The following is a 2078-nucleotide window of genomic DNA, read 5'->3' as shown; positions in this document are numbered from 1 at the left end:
TATAAATTATGATGATAAATCTTTTAGTTGAGTTGAATGAATAGGGTTACGATGTTTTGACTAAAGTCGCAATGTGTACAAAAAAGTTTCGACGTTTTGATGCTTTTAAAGAATTCTAAGTGAGTTTTAATCAAATTTTTTTATAAAACGGAATGTTCATTCAAAAAGAAAAGAATCTATTTTGATCATTTTTCAAAACAGATTCTTCTTATTTTTCTTGAAATGCATGTTTACAGGAGACTTTTAATCAAACGTTAGTTCAAAATTACAATAAGAACTTTTGGTGTTACCAGTTTTTATTGTGACATTCTTTTAAAATTTCACATACCGTATTTATTTTAAAAATTTGTTTCAGAATACAAGAGACAGCCAAAAATGATTCTAATCTTCTACAATCAGTGTTTTATTGCAAAGAACGTTCGTTTCATATTACATAGCTCCCGTTAATAAATCAAAAACTTTTTATTTAATTCATTTGAGTGTATACATTTATTAGTACTTATTCGTTGTATAAGTGTAGGGAGGATAAAGGATGAAACAAGAAAATATACTAGCCTCCTATCTTATCAATTTAGGAGAGGAAGTGCTCAAGCTATTACTAGGGAAAGGAGCCAAAAAGGAAGATGCGGAGGATATAATTCAAAATGCCTTTTACAAAGTGTACACACTGTTAGATGATTTGACAGAGAGCAATATACGTCCGTGGTTTTTTAGAGTGGTACTCAATGAATATATTGACTTGAAAAGAAAAAAGGAGCAGCAGAACATCTACTTAACCGAGGAAATTTATTCAAAGCTACAATATACAGACTACGAATTTGAGGTCATTTTAAATAAGGATGAGATTTTTAGCTTATTAAAGGACGTCAAGAAAGAATATAAAGAGGTTTTCTTTTTGAAGTATTACTATGATTTTTCATATGAAGAAATTGCGGATATTTTGGACATTAAAGTCAGTAGTGTAAAGCAAAAATTATTTCGTGCACGTAAATTGATTCACTCAAAAATAGGAGGAAAGCATTAATGGATACTTCGTTAAAAGATGCCTTAAACAAGGCTAAGCGAAAACAATTACTAAAAATCGTCATTACTTCAATTATCGTTGTACTTATTCTATTACCAATCCTTTATAAAACCGGAAATTACTTTGCGGCAAAAAGTTCTACAAAGCTTCATGAACAACTCTTTTTACATAATCAAATTGCCGAGCCTAATATCCAAATCGATTCGCAGGTTACGAGTAATACCTCTATGTTTGGAGGCAACATTGTGACAAATCGTTCTAAAAATATTAATGGCTATTTAGTACAATGGAGCACACTCACAAGTTCGTATGATTGGCTCAGCACTCATATTGATTACAACGAGTTAATACCGGGGTCCTATTGGTACGGTACGGAATTCTATGAATATGATAAACAAACAAAGAATAAAGTTGCTACATTTTATCATCCATCTATTCAAAAATACTTTGATGGTGTACAAAATGATCTAGGGGTAATTTCACAAATGGAAAATCAAGTTGCGGAAGTTGCGATTTCCTTCGATCAACCTTATACATTACAAGAGATTCAAGCAAAAATTCCCGATAATTTAAACATCGTATGGCTGTATATGACATCATCAATTGTAGATGAAAGCAAAGGACCTGCTGGTGTGTCGGTTTATGGATTTGACCCATCCGATTCACCAAAAAAGGCATACAATAGCTTTATTGAGGCTCTTAAAAAATATGATGCAAATGGTGATAACGAAACAATCCAGAAATTTTTAAATTTAAATAAAAATAAACAGTTTGATGAAGTGAAAATTTTAGGGGTAATGCTGACTGGTCAAACTCAAAACTTTAAAGTCCTAGAAAATCAAGATTTTATTCGTGGTGCCTCTATAGGGGCTACTGCACAAATCGTCCCATATATTAAACCAAAGAAATAATAAGTAAGAGACCAGGTCGGATTACTATATCTTCAAGTGCATGGCAGAGGTGGAACGAAATCCGTATGTCAATTACAGCAAAGCAGACGGCATGATCGGCATCGATTGTAACGTCGACCACTTCGCTATTTCTCATATAAATA

General features: G+C 32.2%; 2 protein-coding genes. Both read left to right on the top strand.

The genetic code is table 11. The features are described from left to right. Positions 1–532 precede the first annotated feature (532 nt). Positions 533–1024, top strand: coding sequence for an RNA polymerase sigma factor (locus AAHB12_RS31005; protein ID WP_342048919.1), 492 nt, complete (start codon positions 533–535; stop codon positions 1022–1024). Beyond that, entirely contained in the window at positions 1024–1935 is a 912-nt protein-coding gene (locus AAHB12_RS31000) for a sigma factor regulator N-terminal domain-containing protein (RefSeq protein ID WP_342048918.1), read from the top strand. Before AAHB12_RS31005 ends, AAHB12_RS31000 begins: the two co-directional genes overlap by 1 nt. The last annotated feature ends 143 nt before the right edge of the window (positions 1936–2078 follow it).

The organism is Bacillus sp. OTU530 (assembly GCF_038440375.1).
Note: the sequence above shows the minus strand (reverse complement) of the source record. Positions and strands in the feature narration are given on the sequence as shown.